Raw genomic sequence first — 18,998 nt, forward strand, 5'->3', positions numbered from 1 at the left:
AGGTCTATGGCGGTTCCGATCTGGTCGTAGTGCGCGGTGATTACCAGGCGTTGCTGCAACTGCCGTTGGAAGACCACCTGCGCCTGGCGATCAACCAAGCCATGGTCTACGAACGTGCCGCAGAGCAGCACTTCCCAGGCTTCGTGGCGTCAAGACGTAACTACGACATTGCCCGCGGCACCACCGCCCAAGGCCATGTACGCAGCGGCGTGCTTGAACAATCCTGGCGTCTGGGCGGTGCCAGCAGTGCAGAACTGCTGGCCCTGCAGGCCTTCGCCGCTGAGCCGACACTGCAGCGGGTGCGTGCTTCGACCCATGAAGTGTTCGGCACGCCCGACCTGCCCACTGACGCCACCCTCTTCTACCAAGGAATCGACAGTGAACTCGGACAACTCAGCAAATTTGCGCGGATTCGCGAACATGAGCATTCAGAGTGAGACCATTGAGCTGCACGTCGAGAACGACAGCATCGTCGGCACCCTGGTCAGCCCTGGCAGCAAGATGCCCGGCATACTCTTCGTCCACGGCTGGGGCGGTAGCCAGCAACGCGACCTGGCCCGCGCCCGGCACATTACCGGGCTGGGGTGCGTGTGCATGACCTTCGACTTGCGCGGGCATGAAAAGACCGAAAGCCAACGCCTGACCGTCACCCGCGAACAGAACCTCAACGACCTGCTGGCAGCCTACGACCGCCTGGTCAGTCACCCCAGCGTGGACAGCAACTCCATCGCCATCATTGGCAGCAGCTATGGCGGTTACCTGGCCACCTTGTTGACGCGGTTGCGGCCAGTAAGGTGGCTGGCAATGCGGGTGCCTGCCCTGTACTGGGACGATGAGTGGGAAACCCCCAAGCAAACCCTCGATCGGCAGCGGCTAAACGCCTACCGCCAGCGCCAGCTTGGCCCGGCGGATAACCGCGCACTGGCCGCGTGCGCCGAATTCGGCGGCGATGTGTTACTGGTGGAGTCCGAACATGATGACTATGTACCCCACAGCACACTGATGAGCTACCGCTCGGCATTCATCAGCGCCCATTCGCTGACCCACCGCATCGTCGACGGTGCCGACCACGCGTTGTCCAGCGAAGAAAGCCAGAAAGCCTACAGCTCGATTCTCGCATCATGGATCAGCGAGATGGTCATTGGCGCACGCCTGGACCGCTACCCACACTACGCGCCCTGGTATGCCTAAGGCTCACCGACCTGGCAGTGCAGGCCACCGTCAGCATTGCGGACCAGGCTGCGCAGTGTCTGGTAGGCCGCGAAGTTGACGCCCCGCGCCTGGTGCTGGCACAACAGGTCGAGAAAGGGTTCTTCAACGAAACGGTCTGCGGCCGCCGCCCAGGCCTGGCGCGATTGCCATTGCAGGTACTGGAGGACCCGGCTGCCATCATCACTGGCCTGGATGCTCACGCCCTGCAAGCCCTCACAACCTGCGGCCAATGCTTCGCTGCGTACCACCAGGGCCTGGGCCAGCGCCACTTGCTGCAGCGCAGGCACTTCGTATTCGATCATCTGGGTAAACCACAGAGAATGAGGCGTTGCCGTCATGAAAAGTCTCCTTGCTCCGGACGCCAATGGCGTGATGGTGAGCAGGGTAAAACCTCAAGTTAAGTCAAGGTCAAGTGTTTTTTGCTGCCGCACGAGCGGTCGCTGGCTCAACCTGAAACTGCAAAGCGTCGTCGATATTCACTGGGCGTCAAACCGGTGATGCGCTGAAACACTTTGCGGAAAGCGCCCGGGTCCTGATAACCCACACCCCAGGCGATCTGTTCGACATTGCGCCGGGTAAATTCCAGCAACCGACAGGCGCGCCCTACCCGTACTTGCTGGCAATACTCGGTCGGGCGTAAACCGGTGGCAGCTCGAAAGCGCCGCAGAAAGGTCCGCTCCTCAAGGCCTGCACAAGCGGCCATGGCGGCCAGGTCGGCATCCTGCCCACCATTGCCCTGTAACCAGTGCTGCACTTTGAGCACCGCCTCATCGCCATGGTCCAGGCGGGGGTTGAACAATGCCCCCGGCAACGGCGCCGCCACGGGTTCGACAGCCAGGTAGCGAGCCGTCTCGCGCGCCACCGTCGCCCCCATGAACCGCTCCAGCAGGCGCAAGCCCAGCTCGGTCCAGGCCATCAGCCCGGCCGACGTCATGATGTCACCGTCGTCCAGCAGCGGCTGGTTCGCCTCTACCTGCACCAGGGGAAAACGCTGTGCAAGCGCTTGCACGTAGTTCCAATGGGTACAGGCCGGGCGCCCGTCGAGCAGCCCACTGGCCGCGATAAAAAACACGCCGATGCACACCGACGCCAGCACCGTGCCGCGCCCGTGGAGCTGATTCAAGGGCAGGCGATGGCGCGCAAGCAGCTCAGCGTGTGGCGCCGAGTCCAGGCTTGGCGGAATGATCATCACCCTCAGCGCCGTGGCCGCCTCAGAGCCGCTATCCTCAACCCACTGCAACAACCCCGCTTCATCGACCTGCCATTGGCTGACGCGGATCTGCGGCAGCTCGACAGCGCCCAACTCGGCGGCAACTCGGTTGGCCACCGTGAACAGGTCGGTCAGGCCATGCACGGCCGCACGCTGCGCCCCTGGGTAAAGCAGCAGGCCGATGTCCAGGCGCGCAGGGTTGTCAGTTTTTGCCCTCATTGTGTCGGTCGTGCCAATCCTCAGGTCGAAGCGCACAGCCTATAACTATCGTCATTCAACGACCACTGCCGCAGGAGGCAACATGAGCAAGCAAGCGCTGATCATCATCGACATCCAGAACGACTATTTCCCCGGTGGCAAATGGACCCTCGACGGCGCAGACCAGGCAGCCAACAACGCCGCCCGGCTGTTGGCGGCCGCGCGTGAGCGGGGCGACCTGGTGGTGCATGTGCGGCATGAGTTCGAAAGTGCCGATGCGCCGTTCTTCGCACCGGGCTCCCCCGGCGCGGCCATCCACGCCAAGGTGCAACCCAAGGCCGGTGAGCCGGTGGTGCTCAAGCACAAGGTCAATGCGTTTCTCGGTACCGACCTCAAACACACGCTGGACCAGCAAGGGGTCGAGGCACTGACCATCGTCGGCAGCATGAGCCACATGTGCATCGATGCAGCGACCCGCGCCGCCGCCGATTATGGCTACGACGTGACTGTGGCTCACGACGCCTGCGCGACCTTGCCGCTGGCGTTCGATGGCAAACAGGTACCGGCGGCCCATGTACACGACTCGGCAATGGCGGCGCTGGCGTTTGCCTACGCCAAGGTGGTGAAGACCGATGAGCTGCTCGGCAAATGATCGCGCCCCGCCTTTAAGGCGAGTTGTCAGATCACCACATTGCGCACAAAGCGCACCGCCACGGCGCCATCGTTGCGGTAGGCGTAGCGGCAGTTACTGGGGAAGACATGAAACTGGCCAACCTGCAGGCAATACTCGGCCTGCTCGATGACTAATGTGAGCTGCCCTTCGGCCACATAGATCTGCTCGCTCCAGCCATCGGCATCGGCCTCGCTGACATAGCACTCGCCCGGTGCCAGGGTCCACTCCCAGAGTTCGACCTCACGCCGGGCGGTGCTGCTACCCAGCAGCACTGCCTTGCTTTGCGGATGCTCACCGGCCCAGGCCAGTTCGTCGATGCGGCTGGGGTCGCGCCGCTCGGGCGCCTGGATCAACGTACTGAACGCCACCCCCAAGGCCTCGGCGATCAAATCGAGCGTGGTAAGGCTGACATTCTTCTCACCCGCCTCGATCGCCACCAACATGCGTCGGCTGACGCCAGAACGCTCGGCCAAGGCAGACTGGCTCATACCCGCTGCGTGACGCAGGCTGCGTACGTTGAGGCTAACATGCTGTAACACCGATGCCCGGTGCGTGGAATTTTTGTGCACTGTATTGCTCGCTGATCGTGACTGCGCAGTATACTGCCCACTTTGCGCAGATTGTGCGCCGCCCCCTCCGAGTGCGCAAGACCATGAGCCAGCCCACCTACAAGCCCAATACACGCGTTTCTTTGCGCCTGAGCAAAGCCGAACTGATGCTGGTGTTCATCACCATGCTGTGGGGTGGCACCTTCTTGCTGGTGCATAACGTGATGACGGTCAGCGGCCCGATGTTCTTCGTCGGCCTGCGTTTTGCTGCGGCGGCGCTGTTCGTTGGCGCGATCTCGGCGCGCGCGCTGTCGGGGCTGACCTTTACCGAACTCAAGGCGGGCGTATTGATCGGCGTCTCGATCATGCTCGGCTACGGCTTGCAGACCATGGGCCTGCAAACCATCAGCAGCAGCCAGTCCGCGTTTATCACCGCGCTGTATGTACCCTTCGTGCCGTTGTTGCAATGGCTGGTGCTAGGCCGTCGCCCCGGCCTGATGCCCAGCCTCGGCATCTGCCTGGCATTCCTTGGCCTGATGTTGCTGGCAGGGCCGGAAGGCGGCAGCTTGCACTTCAGCGAAGGCGAGATGGTGACCCTGGTCAGCGCCATCGCCATCGCCGGCGAGATCATCCTGATCAGCCGCTATGCCGGCCAGGTCGATGTGCGCCGCGTGACCGTGGTGCAGCTGGCCACCGCGTCGTTGCTGTCATTCCTGATGATCGTGCCGACCCAGGAGCGCCTCCCCGACTTTTCCTGGCTGTTGGTGATGAGTGCGGTGGGGCTCGGCGCCATGAGCGCAGTGATCCAGCTGGCCATGAACTGGGCACAAAAGTCGGTTTCACCCACCCGCGCCACGCTGATCTATGCGGGCGAGCCTGTGTGGGCCGGGATCGTCGGGCGCATCGCCGGCGAGCGTCTGCCCGGTGTGGCGTTGATTGGCGGGCTGCTGATCGTGATCGCCGTGGTGGTCAGCGAATTGAAGGTGCGCCGCCCCCGCGAAAGCGCCACAACGCGCGAAGCGCAGGATGAAGCCGAGCACCAAACAGGCCTGTAAACCCGCCAACTCCAGCTATGCTTTGTAAAAAACTGTTATAAAAAAATACCTTGTAACACCGTATTTGTACGATTCTGCGACAGCTTGCGTGTTGGTGATCAACTGCTCGGCACGTATGATCCTTGGCAAACCTCTCCAGAATAGAACGCTATGTCCTTGATAGTGCTATTGCTTCTGCCGTTCGTGGGCAGTTGCCTGGCAGCCGTGCTGCCGCACAACGCACGAAACGCCGAGTCCATACTCGCCGGGCTTGTCGCCTTGGTCGGTACGGTCCAGGTAGCACTGCTGTACCCCCAAGTTGCCCACGGTGGCGTGATTCGCGAGGAATTCCTCTGGCTGCCCAGCCTGGGGTTGAACCTTGTATTGCGCATGGACGGCTTCGCCTGGCTGTTCTCGCTGCTGGTACTGGGCATCGGCACACTGGTGTCGCTGTACGCCCGCTACTACATGTCGCCGCAGGATCCGGTACCGCGCTTCTTCGCCTTCTTCCTCGCGTTCATGGGCGCCATGCTGGGCCTGGTGATCTCCGGTAACCTGATCCAGCTGGTGTTCTTCTGGGAGCTGACCAGCCTGTTCTCGTTCCTGCTGATCGGCTATTGGCACCACCGCGCCGATGCCCGCCGCGGCGCCTACATGGCGCTGATGGTCACCGGTGCCGGCGGCCTGTGCTTGCTGGTCGGGGCGCTACTACTGGGCCATGTGGTCGGCAGCTACGACCTGGACAAGGTCCTGGCTGCCGGCGACCTCATCCGCCAGCACGCGCTGTACCCGGTGCTGCTGCCTTTGATCCTGATTGGCGCCTTGAGCAAGAGTGCGCAGTTCCCCTTCCAGTTCTGGCTGCCCCACGCGATGGCAGCACCCACGCCGGTCTCGGCCTATCTGCATTCGGCAACCATGGTCAAGGCCGGGGTGTTCCTGCTGGCGCGGCTTTGGCCTGTGCTGTCAGGCAGCGAGGAGTGGTTTTGGATCGTCGGCGGTGCCGGCGCCATCACGTTACTGCTCGGCGCCTTCGCCGCGATGTTCCAGAACGACCTCAAGGGCCTGCTGGCCTACTCCACCATCAGCCACCTGGGCCTGATCACCCTGTTGCTGGGCCTCAACAGCCCACTGGCAGCGGTCGCCGCGGTGTTTCATATTCTCAACCATGCCACCTTCAAGGCCTCGCTGTTCATGGCCGCCGGCATCATCGACCACGAGAGCGGCACACGCGATATCCGACGGCTTAGCGGCCTGATCCGCCTGGTGCCCTACACCGCGACCCTGGCCATGGTAGCCAGCGCTTCGATGGCCGGCGTGCCGCTGATGAACGGCTTCCTGTCCAAAGAGATGTTCTTCGCCGAAACGGTATTCATCAGCTCCACCGCCTGGGTCGAAACCGCCCTGCCGGTAATCGCCACCCTGGCCGGTACATTCAGCGTGGCCTACGCCCTGCGCTTCACGGTCGATGTGTTCTTCGGGCCACCTGCCCAGGACCTGCCCCATACTCCCCACGAACCGCCGCGCTGGATGCGTGCGCCGGTCGAGTTGCTGGTGCTCACCTGCCTGGTGGTCGGTATTTTCCCCGCGCAGTCGGTAGGCCCGCTGCTGGCGGCGGCAGCCCTGCCGGTGGTGGGCGGTACGTTACCGGAATACAGCCTGGCCATCTGGCACGGCTGGAATGCACCCTTGATCATGAGCCTGATCGCCATGAGCGGCGGGATCGTGCTGTACCTGCTGCTGCGCAAGCAGTTGCGCCTGGGGCGCTTCCCTTATCCGCCGCTGATCGAGCGCTTCAATGGCAAGCGCCTGTTCGAGCATGGCCAAGTCCACCTGATGCTGCTGGCCCGGCGAATCGAAAACCTGCTGACCACGCGCCGCCTGCAATCGCAGTTGTTCATGCTGGTGCTGGCGGCGTTTCTGGCCGGCCTCACGCCCATGCTCTACAGCGGCCTGACCTGGGGCGAGCGCCCGAAAATTCCGGGCTCCGGTGTATTTGTCGCACTCTGGCTGATCGCCATCGCCTGCGCCATCGGCGCCGCCTACCAAGCCAAGTATCACCGCCTGGCCGCCTTGATCATGGTCAGTGTCTGCGGCCTGATGACCTGCATCACCTTCGTCTGGTTCTCGGCGCCCGACCTGGCCCTGACTCAACTGGTTGTGGAAGTGGTCACCACCGTGCTGATCCTGCTCGGCCTGCGCTGGCTGCCGCGCCGTATCGAGGGCGTTTCGCCGCTGCCCGGCAGCCTGGAGCGCGCCCGCATGCGTCGCCTGCGCGACCTGTTGCTGGCCGTGCTGGTGGGCGGCGGCATGGCGATTCTGTCCTATGCCATGCTGACCCGGCCGACCCCCAACGACATTTCTTCGTTCTACCTGAGCCGCGCCCTGCCGCAGGGCGGCGGCACCAATGTGGTCAATGTGATGCTGGTCGATTTCCGTGGCTTCGACACCCTCGGTGAAATCACCGTGCTGGTCGCCGTGGCCCTGACCGTATTCGCCCTGCTGCGACGCTTCCGCCCCCCCAAAGAGAGCATGCAACTGCCCGCCCAGCAACGCCAGCTGGCGCCCGACGTGGTCACTGACCTGATCAACCCGCGCCACGCTACGGACACCGCGCTGGGCTTCATGATGGTGCCTGCGGTGCTGGTGCGGCTGTTGCTGCCGATCGCCCTGCTGGTATCGATGTACCTGTTCATGCGCGGCCACAACCAGCCGGGCGGCGGCTTTGTCGCAGGCCTGGTGATGTCGGTGGCGTTCATCCTGCAGTACATGGTCGCCGGTACCCAGTGGGTCGAAGCACAGATGAGCCTGCGCCCGCTGCGCTGGATGGGCACCGGCCTGCTCTGCGCGACCCTGACCGGGGTAGGCGCCATGCTGCTCGGCTACCCCTTCCTGACCACGCACACCGCCCACTTGCACCTGCCCGTGCTGGGTGATGTGCATGTGGCCAGCGCGCTGTTCTTCGACGTCGGCGTGTACACCGTGGTGGTCGGCTCGACCCTGCTGATCCTCACTGCCCTGGCGCACCAATCGGTGCGCGCCTACCGCCCGGGCAACCCGTCGAAATCCAGCCAAGCAGGAGCCGCCTGATGGAAGAAGTCATTGCAGTCGCCATCGGTGTACTGGCCGCCTCCGGGGTGTGGTTGATCCTGCGCCCACGGACCTACCAGGTGATCATGGGCCTGTGCCTGTTGTCGTACGGGGTCAACCTGTTCATCTTCAGCATGGGCAGCCTGTTCATCGGCAAGGAACCGATCATCAAGGACGGCGTCACCCAAGATTTGCTGCACTACACCGACCCGCTCCCCCAGGCGTTGGTGCTGACCGCCATCGTCATCAGCTTCGCCATGACCGCGCTGTTTCTGGTCGTGCTGCTAGCCTCGCGCGGCTTGACCGGTACCGACCACGTCGATGGCCGGGAGCGTGACGAATGAGTGGTATGAGTCAACTGATCGTCGCGCCCATCCTGCTGCCCCTCATCACGGCGGCAATCATGCTGTTGCTGGGCGAGAAACACCGGCGGATCAAGGCGCGGCTTAACCTGCTGTCCACCTTCGCCGGCCTGGCCATCGCGGTCAGCCTGCTGCTGTGGGTCCGCACCCAAGGCCAAGCCGAATCGATCGGTGTCTACCTGCCGGGCAACTGGCCTGCACCGTTTGGCATCGTGCTGGTGGTGGACCACCTGTCTGCCTTGCTGCTGACCCTGACCGGCATCATCGGCTTCAGCGCCCTGTTGTTTGCCCGGGCCCGTTGGGACAGTGCCGGCGCCAGCTTCCACGCGCTGTTCCAAATCCAGCTGATGGGGCTGTACGGTGCCTTCCTGACCGCCGACCTGTTCAACTTGTTCGTGTTCTTCGAGGTGCTGCTGGCCGCGTCCTACGGTTTGCTGCTGCATGGCTCGGGGCGTGCCAGGGTCAAGGCGGGCCTGCACTATATCGCCATCAACCTGTTCGCTTCGTCGTTGTTCCTGGTGGGCGCGGCGATGCTCTATGGCGTGACAGGCACCCTGAACATGGCCGACCTTGCGCTGAAGATCCCGCTGGTGCCAGAGGCCGACCGAGGCCTGCTGCATGCGGGCGCTGCGATCCTCGCCATGGCGTTTCTGGCCAAGGCCGGTATCTGGCCGCTGAACTTCTGGCTGGTGCCGGCCTACGCCTCGGCCAGCGCACCGGTTGCCGCGCTGTTCGCGATCATGACCAAAGTCGGCCTGTATGCCGTGCTGCGCCTGTGGACGCTGCTGTTCTCCGGGCAGGCCGGCGCCTCCGCGCAGTTTGGCGGCGAGTGGCTGGTGTACGGGGGGCTGGTCACACTGGCCGTGGCCGCAGTCTCGATACTGGCCGCACAGCGCCTGGAACGCATGGCTGCACTGAGCATCCTGGTGTCCGCCGGCACCCTGCTCGCGGCCGTCGGCTTTGCCCAGCCGGCGTTAACGGGTGCGGCCTTGTTCTACCTGGTCAACTCGACCCTGGCGTTGTGCGCGTTGTTCCTGCTCGCCGAGCTGGTCGAGCGCTCGCGCTCAGCCAATGAAGCGCCGCTGGATGACGAAGAAGATGCCATGCCTTCGCCCCTGGAATCGCTGCACCCACCCAAGGGCATCAACCTCGATGATGAACAAAAGGTGGTGATCGCGCCAGATCATCCCCTGGACCATGGCCTTCCTCGGCCTGAGCTTCATCGCCTGCGCGCTGCTGATCATCGGCATGCCGCCGCTGTCGGGCTTCGTCGGCAAACTCAACCTGATCAACGCGCTGTTCAACCCGCTGGGGCTGGGTATCGCGCCGGAGCAACCGCTGACAGCGGCAGGTTGGGGCCTGGTGGCACTGCTGGTGCTGTCCGGCATGGCGTCGTTGATCGCCTTCGGCCGCGTGGGCATCCAGCGTTTCTGGAAGCCCGAAGAGCGCCCCTCGCCGCTGCTGCGTCGTTATGAATGCCTGCCGATCGTCATCCTGCTGGGCCTGTGCATCATCCTCAGCCTCAAGGCCGAGCCGCTGCTGCGCTACACCCAGGACACAGCGGCCAGCCTGCAGGCACCCGATACCTACATCAAAGCGGTGATGGCCGCTCGGCCCATCCCTGGCCCGACCTCCCTCGACGTGGAGGTACTGCCATGAAACGCCTGTTTCCCGCCCCACTGCTGTCGGTCTCGCTGTTCGGCCTGTGGTTGCTGCTGAACCTGTCGGTCAGCGCCGGCAACCTGCTGCTGGGTGCCATCCTCGGCATTTTTGCACCTCTGCTAATGGCCCCCCTACGCCCTCAGCACGCCCATGTGCAGCGGCCTTGGGTAATTGCCAAGTTGATTGGCCGGGTCGGCCTGGATGTGATCGTGTCCAACCTGCTGGTGGCCCGTGGCGTTCTGCGTGCGGGCAAGCAGCCGCCGCGCTCGGCATTCGTGCACATTCCGCTGGCCCTGCGCGATGCCCATGGCTTGGCGGCCCTGTCGATGATCACCACGGTGGTACCTGGCACGGTCTGGTCCGAACTGGCGCTGGACCGCAGCGTGCTGTTGCTGCATGTGTTCGACCTTGAGGATGAAGCCGCCTTCATCGAGCACTTCAAGCACACCTACGAACGCCCGCTGATGGAGATTTTCCAATGACAGGCCTGCTCGCCAACGCTGTACTCGCCAGCCTGTTCATCTTCGCCCTGGCCATGGCCCTGGCACTGATCCGGTTGTTCCGCGGCCCGTCCGCCCAGGACCGGGTGCTGGCACTGGACTACCTGTACATCCTGGCCATGCTGACGATGCTGGTACTGGGGATCCGTTATGCCAGCGACACCTACTTCGAAGGTGCCCTGCTGATTGCACTGTTCGGCTTTGTCGGCTCGTTCGCCCTGGCCAAGTTCCTGCTACGTGGTGAGGTGATCGAATGACCGAAGCGCTACAACTGCCCTTCTGGCTTGAACTGGTCACCGCTGCGCTGCTGCTGATCGGCAGCCTGTTCGCCCTGATCGGTGCCGTGGGCCTGGTGCGCCTGAAGGATTACTTTCAGCGCATGCACCCACCCGCACTGGCCTCCACCATTGGCGCATGGTGTGTTGCCCTGGCCTCGATCATCTACTTTTCGTGGCTTAAAGAAGGGCCCGTTCTGCACGCCTGGCTGATCCCGATCCTGTTGTCGATCACGGTGCCGGTCACCACACTCTTGCTCGCCAGGGCTGCGCTGTTTCGCAAGCGGATGTCCAAAGAGGCGGTACCTGAAGAAGTCAGTAGCGGCAGCGACCGCGGCCATTGACCGGTTGCAGCCTCACCCCTGGCTGAGGCGCTGCAGCTCACGCCGCACCATGGCGGCATACGGTGGCGGGCTGAGTCGATAGAGCTCGCCTGCCACCCAGTTCAGCCAAGCGCCTTGCAGCGCTTCACGCCGGGCCAACAGCCGTTCGGCTTGCGCCAGCGCATCCGCCTGGTGCTGGTGATGGAACTCGGCACGCGACACAGGCGTGTTGTCGCGCTCGGTCATTCACTGGCCTTGAACGTGGTCAGCTCACCCTTGCGCCACTTCGCGACTTTGCCAGTCACTGCCTTGAGCAGCTTACCCAGCCCTTCCTGCACTTGCTGTTGCGCGGCAAAGACCAGCATCACGCCATTGCCTTCGCGCAACACGACACCCTCGCCTTCAGGCACGGAAACAAAGGCGTAGTCGCCAACACCGTAGACGTTGAACTTGATGTCTCGAAAGCGCATTTCCAGCTTGCCACCCTCGCGGCTGGGCAATACCGCAGCGCGGAAGTGATCGCCAACCTTCAGCTCCAGACGCTGTTTGTCATCGACCACCAAAGCGCTTTCGGTGTCGATTTCGGCCATGTACAGGCCTTCAGGACTTTGTTCGGTGACATAAACAAAGCGGCCCTGAAACAGCTGGGCCAATTTACCGCGCAAATCGCCCAAGGCGAACAAGGCGTGGGTATCAAGTGTGCTGACTGCCAATGAAGTGATCCTCAATCGGTTACATCCCGCCCCCACACACGCTCGGTGAGGCACGGCCATTACATATCGATAGGCGAAAAGAGTAATAAAGCGATGCGCTGATGTCTGTATCCGCTGGCACTGCAGCCTGCAGGAATTTTTACTCTGGCTTGCCAGATATGGCCTAAGTGCAGGTTTTCGGCAAATTCCCAACGCGGGAAGCGTATTGCCTGACAACAAACCCGCCATAAAAGATGCGATAGGTAGTTGCAGAGCGCTCGACAGAACGGGCTCTGAAATCCATCAGCGCATTACTGGGGAAGGAATATGCACGAAAACACCGAAATCCGTCGAGAGGCAAAGAACATTTCTTACATCGCCAGCACTCATGCAACGCCACGTTACGTTGTCATACCGGCAGGTATCCGCTTCTTTCATGTCACCGAAAGCGCCACGGGCCGGGTCAAAGGGTTTCGCTGCCGGCATCAGGACGCGTGTGAACTGGCCCGCCATCTGGAGCAATGACGGCCGTCAGGCGGCCAGGCCCTTTCTGAGTTGCTGCATCCACGCCGCCTGGCACTCCAAGGCCTCGTCACGGGTGGCGAACGCCGTGCCACGGCGCTCGCCATTGACCAGCACCACCCAACAAATACGCTTACCCAGCGCCTGCAGAGTGGCAGGTACCCCCGAGCCAATCATCACGGCTACATCGACACGGCTATTCATCATCCCCTCCGGAATTTAATTAGCACCCTAACGATAAAGCCATGATACGCCTGCCTGCACGTAGGAAACAGCGCATCTCGGTACAGCAGTGTTACGCCACAGGCAACAAATCTGGGCATATCACGCACAAACGCAAAAAGCCCCAGGGATTGCTCCGTGGGGCTTCACGCACTGCGCGCGATCAGACCTGGCGCTGGTGGCGGTCGAGCTGCTCGTGGCGTTCCTGGGCTTCGATGCAGTACTTGGTGGTCGGGCTGATCAGCAAACGCTTCAGGCCAATCGGCTCACCACTGTCATCGCACCAGCCGAAGCTCTCGTCAGCGATACGGTCCAACGCCATTTCAAGCTGTGGCAGCAAACGCTGGTCGCGGTCGATGGCATTGACCAACCAGCTACGCTCTTCTTCTACCGAAGCCACGTCAGCAGGGTCCGACGGAGTGTCCAGGCCCTCGATGGTGGCACGGCTCAACTCGATGCGCTCATGGGTTTCGACTTTCATCGACTGCAGCAGGCCAGTGAAGAAGGCGAGCTGATCAGCGTTCATGTAGTCATCGGCCGACATGGCCAGCAACTGTTCCTTGGTCATCGATTTCTCTATGAAAAATGTGCATTTGGGCGATTCGGGTGCCGCCGACGCCAGTGCATCGGCAGCGGAATTCTTCAAGCGCCAACCGGCACTCTTTTACAGGGGGCGGCAGTCTAAGGCGCCACGTCGCGTGGAGCAACTGCAATCGGAGGCGAATTTGATTCGATTGACCAGAATCCGCTGGTCGGTGCTTGGGTGGCAGGGGTTGCGGGCGCGTCTGGGCTGATGGGCGCCTGCCTTGGGTTATGCATAGCCCATGAGATCGAGCGCCGCGCGGGCGGCGCTCGATCTCCCAGACGCCACCCACCTCACGCCATACCCTACAGCCAGGTTCAACGATCCTTGAACTGTGCCTCGCGCTTGGCGATAAAAGCGCTCATGCCTTCCTTCTGGTCTTCAGTGGCAAAGGCCGCATGGAACACCCGACGCTCGAAACGCACCCCCTCACTCAGGGTCACTTCAAAGGCCCGGTTGACACTTTCCTTGACCATCATGCTCACCGGGATCGACTTGCTGGCGATGGTCGCCGCCACCTTCAGGGCTTCTTCGACCAGCTCGGCCTGCGGTACCACACGCGCCACCAGCCCGGCACGTTCGGCCTCCTCGGCGCCCATCAAGCGCCCTGTCAGGCACAGTTCCATGGCCTTGGCCTTGCCCACCGCGCGGGTCAGCCGCTGGGTGCCGCCCATGCCCGGCAACACCCCAAGGTTGATCTCAGGCTGGCCAAACCGGGCATTGTCCGCTGCCAGAATGAAGTCGCACATCATCGCCAGCTCACACCCCCCGCCCAGGGCAAAACCCGACACCGCCGCAATGATCGGTTTGCGCCGATTGGCAATCCGGTCTGCGTCACTGAACAGGTCGTCGACGTAGATCTGAGGGTACTGGAGGTCGGCCATTTCCTTGATATCGGCACCTGCGGCAAAGGCCTTGGCCGAGCCGGTCAGCACCACGCAGCCGATGTTCGGGTCACGCTCGAGCTGGTCCAGGGCCTGGTTGATCTCGCCGACGATCTGCGCATTGAGCGCATTGAGCGCCTGCGGCCGGTTGAGGGTGATCAGGCCGACCTTGCCGTGGATGTCCAACAGGATGGTTTCGAATGCCATGCAGACTGCTCCTTCAAAGATTGCGCGCAATGACCATGCGCTGAATGTCGCTGGTGCCTTCGTAAATCTGGCAGACCCGAACGTCGCGGTAGATCCGCTCCAGCGGGAAGTCACTCAGATAGCCATAACCGCCCAGGGTCTGCAAGGCGTCCGAACAGACCTTTTCGGCCATTTCCGAGGCAAACAGCTTGGCCATCGACGCCTCCGTCAAGGCCGGCCGCCCGGCATCACGCAAGGCCGCGGCGTGCAGCACCATCTGCCGGGCCACGGCAATGCGCGTGGCCATGTCGGCCAGGCGGAAGGCCACGGCCTGGTGCTCGATCAGCGGCTTGCCGAAGCTCTGCCGCTCCTTGGCATAGTCGCGGGCCACCTCGAAGGCCGCCCGGGCCATGCCGACCGACTGCGACGCAATGCCAATACGGCCCCCTTCAAGGTTGGCCAGGGCAATCTTGTAACCCTGCCCCTCTTCGCCCAGGCGATTGGCGACCGGCACCCGCACATTGTCGAAGACGATCTGGCAGGTGTCCGAGGCATGCTGGCCGAGTTTGTCCTCGACCCTGGCAACCTGGTAGCCCGGCGAATCGGTCGGCACGATGAACGCCGTGATGCCACGCTTGCCCGCCTCCGGGTCAGTGACCGCGAAGACGATGACCACGCCAGCATTCTGGCCGGAGGTGATGAACTGCTTGCTGCCGTTGAGCACGTAGTGGTCGCCGTCCAGGTGTGCGCGGGTCTTCAGGCTGCTGGCATCGGAGCCGGCTTGGGGCTCGGTGAGGGCGAAGGCGCCGATCATCGCGCCGCTGGCCAGCGGGGCCAGAAACTGCTGCTTCTGCTGCTCGGTGCCGAATTTCAGGATGGGCACGCAGCCCACCGAGTTGTGCACGCTCATGATGGTCGAACAGGCACCATCGCCTGCGGCAATTTCTTCAAGGGCCATGGCGTACGCCACATAGCCCGTGTCACTGCCGCCGTACTGCTCCGGCACCAGCATGCCGAACAGGCCCAGGGCAGCCATCTCGTCGATGGCTTCCCGCGGGAAGCGGTGGGCCTTGTCCCACTGTTCGGCGAACGGGCGCAGCCGCTCCTGGGCAAAGTCACGCACGGCGTCGGCGATCTGTTGTTGCTCGTCAGTTACCAACATGGTTCACCTCAATACAAGCATTCGACGGCCATGGCCGTGGCCTCGCCACCGCCGATGCAGATGGCCGCCACGCCGCGGCGCAGGTTGTTCTGGCGCAGGGCCGACAGCAAGGTCACCAGAATGCGCGCGCCCGAGGCGCCGATCGGGTGGCCCAAGGCGCAGGCACCGCCATGGATATTGACCTTGTCGTGTGGCAGGTCGAGGTGTTTCATGGCCGCCAGGGTGACCACGGCAAACGCTTCGTTGATCTCGAACAGGTCCACCTCGGCCAGGTTCCAGCCGGTGCGCTTCATCAGTTTGTCGATGGCCCCGATCGGAGCGGTGGGGAACAGCGCGGGCGCATCGGCAAAGGCCGCATGGCCATGGATCACGGCCAAAGGTTTCAAGCCGCGCTTTTCGGCTTCGCTGCGGCGCATCAGCACCAGCGCAGCAGCGCCGTCGGAAATCGAGCTGGCGTTGGCGGCCGTCACCGTACCGCCTTCACGGAAGGCCGGTTTAAGCTGCGGGATCTTGTCCAGGCGCGCCTTGGGCGGTTGCTCGTCATCCTTGATGACGCGTTTTTCCTTGCCCTCAGTGACTTCCACCGGAACGATCTCGGCGCTGAAACGGCCCTGCTTGATGGCGTCCTGGGCGCGGGTCAGCGAGCTGATGGCAAAGGCATCCTGGGCTTCGCGGCTGAAAGCGCCAGCCTGGGCGCAATCCTCGGCGAAGGTGCCCATCAAACGGCCTTTGTCGTAGGCGTCTTCGAGGCCATCCATGAACATATGGTCGATGATCTTGCCATGGCCCATGCGGTAGCCACCCCGGGCCTTGTCCAGCAGGTAGGGCGCGTTGGTCATGCTCTCCATGCCACCCGCCACCACCACATCGGCGCTGCCGGCCAGCAGCAGGTCATGGGCCATGATCGCGGCCTGCATGCCCGAACCACACATCTTGTTCAAGGTGGTGCAGGTGGTGTGTTTGTCCAAGCCAGCGCCCAGCGCTGCCTGGCGCGCGGGGGCCTGGCCCAGGCCTGCCGGCAGCACGCAACCGAACAGTACCTGTTCGACGCTGGTGGCTTCGATGCCGGCGCGCTCGACCGCAGCGCGGATCGCTGCGGCACCCAGCTGCGGTGCGGTGAGGCTCTTGAGGTCGCCCTGCAGGCCGCCCATAGGCGTGCGCACGGCGCTGACGATGACAATTGGGTCGTTGGCGAGGGTCATGTTCATTACTCCTTACTTGGCAGCCATGCGCAGCGCGCCGTCGAGGCGGATCACCTCGCCGTTGAGCATGCTGTTCTCGATGATGTGGCGGGCCAGCGCAGCGTATTCCTGAGGGCGGCCCAGCCGCGGCGGGAACGGCACCCCAGCGGCCAGCGAATCACGCACTTCCTGGGTCATGCCGGCCATCATCGGGGTTTCGAAAATGCCCGGGGCGATGGTCATCACGCGGATGCCGAAACGCGCCAGCTCACGGGCCGTTGGCAGCGTGAGGCTGGCAATGGCGCCCTTGGAGGCCGCGTAGGCGGCCTGGCCGATCTGCCCGTCATAGGCAGCGATAGAGGCGGTATTGATGATTACCCCGCGCTCGCCATGCTCATCCGCCGGCCCCTCGGCCATCGCTGCCGCCGTCAGGCGCAGCAGGTTGAAGCTGCCGATCAGGTTGACGTTGATGACCTTGGCGAAACTGGCCAGGCCATGCGGGCCTTGTTTGCCCAGGACTTTCTCGGCGCCGACGATACCGGCGCAGTTGACCAGCCCATGCAGGCTGCCTAACGCGCTGACCGCGGCGTCGACCGCAGCCTTGGCGGCTTGCTCGTCGCTGATGTCGGCGACCGCGAAGCGGGCGTTGTCGCCCAGCTCACGCGCCTTGGCTTCGACCGCCTGGGCATTGAGGTCGACCAGCATGACCTTGGCACCGGCCTCGATCAGCATCTGTGCGGTGGCGGCACCCAGCCCGGATGCGGCGCCACTGACGATAAAGTGTTTGTTGGCTATTTGCATGGTGTCGTTCCTTTAGGCACTGGCGTGAGCGGCCAGTTGGGCCTGTTGTTTGGCGATTTCCTGGTTGCGCAGGATGAAGCGTTGCAGCTTGCCGCTCGGGGTCTTGGGCAGCTCGCTGACGAATTCGATTTCGCGGGGGTAGGCGTGGGCGTACAGCCGCTTGCGCACGTGCTGGCGCAGGGTTTCTTCCAGCTCGGGGGTGCCCTCCACGCCTTTGGCCAGGACGACGAACGCTTTGATCAGCTCGGTGCGTTCAGGGTCGGGCTTGCCGACCACGGCCGCCTCGACCACCGTCGGGTGCTCGATCAGCGCGCTCTCCACGTCGAAGGGGCCAACCCGGTAGCCGGAGGTGGTGATCACGTCGTCGCTGCGGCCCACGAAGCTGATGCTGCCATCGGCATTAAGTTCGACCGTGTCGCCGCTGAGGTAATACTTGCCGACGAAGGCTTTGGTCGGCACGCCGTGGTAACCACCAAACCAGCACAACGGCGACTGCTCGCGGTCCACGGCGAGGATGCCGGGCTGGCCAGGCGGCAGCTCCGCGCCCTGCTCGTCCAGCACCACGATGCGGTGCCCGGGGATGGCGAAGCCGGCAGACCCCAGGTGCACCGGGTGCTCCAGGCCATGGTGGTTGCACAACACCATGCCCAGTTCGGTCTGCCCATAATGGTCGTGGATGGTTACCCCTAGCTCGTCGGCAAACCAGCGGATCACCTCTGGGTTGAGCGGCTCGCCGGCGCTGCTGACCACCCGCAGGCGGCCTTTGATCGGTGCGGAAAATTCGCTGCCTGCCGCGATCAACAGGCGGTACGCGGTCGGCGAGCCGGCCAGGTTGGTGATGCCAAACTGGTCGATGATCCGCGCGCAGCTTTCAACGCTGAACGGGCCATCGTAGAAGGTGGTGGCATGGCCCAGCGCCAGCGGGCCGGTGACGGCGTAGTAAAGCCCATAGGCCCAGCCCGGGTCGGCCAGGTTCCAGAAGTTGTCTTCCGGCCGCAGGTCGATGGCGTCGCGCATGTAACCCTGGAAGGCGACGATCGCGCGCAGCGGCACTTCGAGGGGATTGGCCGGGCCTGTGGTGCCGGAAGTGAACATCAACAGGAAAGGGTCATCGCCCGAGCGCATGACCGGCGGGCAGTGCTCGGCGGCGCTGTCCAGGCTCTGCTGGAAGTCCAGCTCGCCGACGCGAGCCTGCACGCTGATGATTGTTGGGCAACCGTGCACCTCATCCAGCTTGGCGCGGTTCTGGCTGTCGGTGACCACCACCTTGGCCCCGGACTGCTCCAGGCGATGCTCGATGGCCTTAGGCCCGAACGCAGTAAACAGTGGCTGATAGACAGCACCCAGGCGCCACGTGGCAAGGATGGTCACCAGCAACTGCGGGGTGCGCGGCATCAGGCCGGCAACGCGGTCTCCCGCTTTTACACCCTGGGCCTTGAGCACGTTGGCAAAGCGCGCGGCCTGCTCGCACAGCGTATCGAATGTGAACGGCTGGCTTTCGCCGTCACGGTTCACCCACAGCAGGGCAAGCTTGTCGCTGCCCACATGGCGGTCGCAGCATTCGACGCAGGCGTTGAGCGCAGACAGATCGCCCTGCAGGGCATCAGCGGCGGCCTGGGCATGGTCGAAGGCACGAGCGGCCTCGGCGTAGTTACGCATCATCAGACTCCTGGCTTTTTAT

22 protein-coding genes and 1 pseudogene are annotated in these 18,998 nt (G+C 63.3%); 11 read left to right on the forward strand and 12 right to left on the reverse strand.

The features are described 5' to 3' along the window. Both AB7M33_RS00005 and AB7M33_RS00010 read left to right on the forward strand, forming a co-directional pair. The coding region (locus AB7M33_RS00005) for a DUF3182 family protein (RefSeq protein ID WP_454242217.1) at positions 1–437 on the forward strand (437 nt) is incomplete at its 5' end. Continuing rightward, positions 421–1,191, forward strand: a complete 771-nt coding sequence (locus tag AB7M33_RS00010; RefSeq protein WP_265969153.1) for an alpha/beta hydrolase family protein — start codon at positions 421–423, stop codon at positions 1,189–1,191. The genes AB7M33_RS00005 and AB7M33_RS00010, both read left to right, overlap by 17 nt. Here the strand turns inward: AB7M33_RS00010 and AB7M33_RS00015 are convergent. Together AB7M33_RS00015 and AB7M33_RS00020 are read right to left on the reverse strand one after the other, a co-directional pair. Further along, complete coding sequence (locus AB7M33_RS00015) at positions 1,188–1,550, reverse strand: antibiotic biosynthesis monooxygenase (RefSeq protein WP_099429966.1); 363 nt, start codon at positions 1,548–1,550, stop codon at positions 1,188–1,190. The two genes, AB7M33_RS00010 and AB7M33_RS00015, sit on opposite strands and share 4 nt — an antisense overlap. Positions 1,551–1,657: 107 nt before the next feature. Continuing rightward, positions 1,658–2,641, reverse strand: a complete 984-nt coding sequence (locus AB7M33_RS00020) for a GlxA family transcriptional regulator (protein ID WP_454242218.1) — start codon at positions 2,639–2,641, stop codon at positions 1,658–1,660. Positions 2,642–2,723: 82 nt separating this feature from the next. Between AB7M33_RS00020 and AB7M33_RS00025 the strand changes: the two genes are divergently transcribed. After that, positions 2,724–3,272 carry a cysteine hydrolase family protein gene (locus AB7M33_RS00025; RefSeq protein ID WP_099429968.1) on the forward strand — a complete coding sequence of 183 codons (549 nt, stop codon included), beginning with the start codon at positions 2,724–2,726 and terminating at the stop codon, positions 3,270–3,272. Positions 3,273–3,298: 26 nt separating this feature from the next. Here AB7M33_RS00025 and AB7M33_RS00030 read toward each other — a convergent pair whose 3' ends face one another. Next, complete coding sequence (locus tag AB7M33_RS00030) at positions 3,299–3,862, reverse strand: helix-turn-helix domain-containing protein (protein WP_099429969.1); 564 nt, start codon at positions 3,860–3,862, stop codon at positions 3,299–3,301. An 83-nt stretch (positions 3,863–3,945) separates the two neighbouring features. On the opposite strand from AB7M33_RS00030, the gene AB7M33_RS00035 reads away from it, so the two are divergent. From AB7M33_RS00035 to AB7M33_RS00065, 7 genes and pseudogenes are all read left to right on the forward strand, one after another. Continuing rightward, positions 3,946–4,896 carry a DMT family transporter gene (locus AB7M33_RS00035; RefSeq protein ID WP_265969149.1) on the forward strand — a complete coding sequence of 317 codons (951 nt, stop codon included), beginning with the start codon at positions 3,946–3,948 and terminating at the stop codon, positions 4,894–4,896. Positions 4,897–5,046: 150 nt separating this feature from the next. Then, positions 5,047–7,962, forward strand: a complete 2,916-nt coding sequence (locus AB7M33_RS00040) for a monovalent cation/H+ antiporter subunit A (RefSeq protein WP_099429970.1) — start codon at positions 5,047–5,049, stop codon at positions 7,960–7,962. Continuing rightward, positions 7,962–8,306: a Na+/H+ antiporter subunit C gene (locus AB7M33_RS00045; RefSeq protein ID WP_003250128.1), complete on the forward strand. Its 345-nt coding sequence runs from the start codon at positions 7,962–7,964 to the stop codon at positions 8,304–8,306. The genes AB7M33_RS00040 and AB7M33_RS00045 overlap by 1 nt, the downstream gene beginning before the upstream one ends. Next, a pseudogene (locus AB7M33_RS00050) lies at positions 8,303–9,983 on the forward strand (monovalent cation/H+ antiporter subunit D). Before AB7M33_RS00045 ends, AB7M33_RS00050 begins: the two are co-directional and overlap by 4 nt. Beyond that, the gene (locus tag AB7M33_RS00055) at positions 9,980–10,468 is read left to right on the forward strand and encodes a Na+/H+ antiporter subunit E (protein ID WP_027596547.1); all 489 of its coding nucleotides are present in this window, start codon (positions 9,980–9,982) and stop codon (positions 10,466–10,468) included. Before AB7M33_RS00050 ends, AB7M33_RS00055 begins: the two are co-directional and overlap by 4 nt. Then, the gene (locus AB7M33_RS00060; protein WP_003259015.1) at positions 10,465–10,743 is read left to right on the forward strand and encodes a K+/H+ antiporter subunit F; all 279 of its coding nucleotides are present in this window, start codon (positions 10,465–10,467) and stop codon (positions 10,741–10,743) included. The genes AB7M33_RS00055 and AB7M33_RS00060 overlap by 4 nt, the downstream gene beginning before the upstream one ends. After that, positions 10,740–11,105: a Na+/H+ antiporter subunit G gene (locus tag AB7M33_RS00065; RefSeq protein ID WP_027596548.1), complete on the forward strand. Its 366-nt coding sequence runs from the start codon at positions 10,740–10,742 to the stop codon at positions 11,103–11,105. The genes AB7M33_RS00060 and AB7M33_RS00065 overlap by 4 nt, the downstream gene beginning before the upstream one ends. 12 nt (positions 11,106–11,117) lie before the next feature. Here AB7M33_RS00065 and AB7M33_RS00070 read toward each other — a convergent pair whose 3' ends face one another. After that, complete coding sequence (locus tag AB7M33_RS00070) at positions 11,118–11,330, reverse strand: hypothetical protein (protein ID WP_454242219.1); 213 nt, start codon at positions 11,328–11,330, stop codon at positions 11,118–11,120. Then, positions 11,327–11,797: a hypothetical protein gene (locus AB7M33_RS00075; RefSeq protein WP_027596550.1), complete on the reverse strand. Its 471-nt coding sequence runs from the start codon at positions 11,795–11,797 to the stop codon at positions 11,327–11,329. Before AB7M33_RS00075 ends, AB7M33_RS00070 begins: the two co-directional genes overlap by 4 nt. A gap of 306 nt (positions 11,798–12,103) precedes the next feature. Here AB7M33_RS00075 and AB7M33_RS00080 point away from each other — a divergent pair, with 306 nt between their 5' ends. Then, positions 12,104–12,301, forward strand: coding sequence for a hypothetical protein (locus tag AB7M33_RS00080; protein WP_238216314.1), 198 nt, complete (start codon positions 12,104–12,106; stop codon positions 12,299–12,301). A 6-nt stretch (positions 12,302–12,307) separates the two neighbouring features. On the opposite strand, the gene AB7M33_RS00085 is transcribed toward AB7M33_RS00080, so the two are convergent. The 7 genes from AB7M33_RS00085 to AB7M33_RS00115 form a co-directional block, all read right to left on the reverse strand. Further along, positions 12,308–12,502, reverse strand: coding sequence for a hypothetical protein (locus AB7M33_RS00085; RefSeq protein ID WP_027596551.1), 195 nt, complete (start codon positions 12,500–12,502; stop codon positions 12,308–12,310). Positions 12,503–12,683: 181 nt separating this feature from the next. Next, complete coding sequence (locus AB7M33_RS00090; RefSeq protein ID WP_027596552.1) at positions 12,684–13,088, reverse strand: TraR/DksA family transcriptional regulator; 405 nt, start codon at positions 13,086–13,088, stop codon at positions 12,684–12,686. A 332-nt stretch (positions 13,089–13,420) separates the two neighbouring features. Next, positions 13,421–14,194, reverse strand: coding sequence for an enoyl-CoA hydratase (locus tag AB7M33_RS00095; RefSeq protein ID WP_099429973.1), 774 nt, complete (start codon positions 14,192–14,194; stop codon positions 13,421–13,423). A gap of 13 nt (positions 14,195–14,207) precedes the next feature. Next, on the reverse strand, positions 14,208–15,335 hold the full coding sequence (locus AB7M33_RS00100; RefSeq protein WP_454242220.1) for an acyl-CoA dehydrogenase: 1,128 nt from the start codon (positions 15,333–15,335) through the stop codon (positions 14,208–14,210). A gap of 8 nt (positions 15,336–15,343) precedes the next feature. After that, positions 15,344–16,537 carry an acetyl-CoA C-acyltransferase gene (locus tag AB7M33_RS00105; RefSeq protein WP_238216230.1) on the reverse strand — a complete coding sequence of 398 codons (1,194 nt, stop codon included), beginning with the start codon at positions 16,535–16,537 and terminating at the stop codon, positions 15,344–15,346. A 12-nt stretch (positions 16,538–16,549) separates the two neighbouring features. After that, entirely contained in the window at positions 16,550–17,317 is a 768-nt protein-coding gene (locus AB7M33_RS00110) for an SDR family NAD(P)-dependent oxidoreductase (protein ID WP_454242221.1), read from the reverse strand. Between the two features lie 12 nt (positions 17,318–17,329). Next, positions 17,330–18,976, reverse strand: a complete 1,647-nt coding sequence (locus tag AB7M33_RS00115) for an acyl-CoA synthetase (protein ID WP_454244186.1) — start codon at positions 18,974–18,976, stop codon at positions 17,330–17,332. Between the last annotated feature and the right edge of the window lie 22 nt (positions 18,977–18,998).

This window comes from Pseudomonas sp. Y3 TE3536 (genome assembly GCF_053629175.1).